This window comes from Cognatundibacterium luofuense (assembly GCF_018139685.1).
Classification (GTDB): Bacteria; Pseudomonadota; Gammaproteobacteria; order Burkholderiales; family Burkholderiaceae_D; genus Undibacterium; species Undibacterium luofuense.
In genome coordinates this window covers 1-388 of sequence record NZ_JAGSPN010000239.1, presented here as the reverse complement: position 1 = coordinate 388, position 388 = coordinate 1, and the positions used below count along the sequence as shown (strand labels likewise).

The following is a 388-nucleotide window of genomic DNA, read 5'->3' as shown; positions in this document are numbered from 1 at the left end:
CTTGATAAAGCCGCCAGCATCAGCCTGATTGTAGGCGCCGCCGTCTTCATCAAACGTCGCGATATTCATGTCAAACAGCGAGTCTGTTTTCGAATCGCGTGCCACGGTAATCACATTGCCTTTGTACAGTTTGACACGTACCCAGCCATTGACGGTTTGTTGGGTATGGTCGATCAGCGTTTGCAGTGCGACGCGTTCCGGAGCCCACCAGTAGCCGTTATAAATCAGGCTGGCGTAACGTGGCATCAGATCATCTTTCAGATGTGCGACTTCACGGTCCAGTGTGATCGATTCGATCGCACGGTGTGCACGCAGCATGATGGTGCCGCCTGGCGTTTCATAGCAACCACGGGATTTCATACCGACATAACGGTTTTCGACCAGATCC

The 388-nt window shown here is 52.6% G+C and carries 1 pseudogene; it reads right to left on the bottom strand.

The features are described from left to right. A pseudogene (locus KDM89_RS20215) lies at window positions 1-388 on the bottom strand (argininosuccinate synthase); the annotation flags it as partial.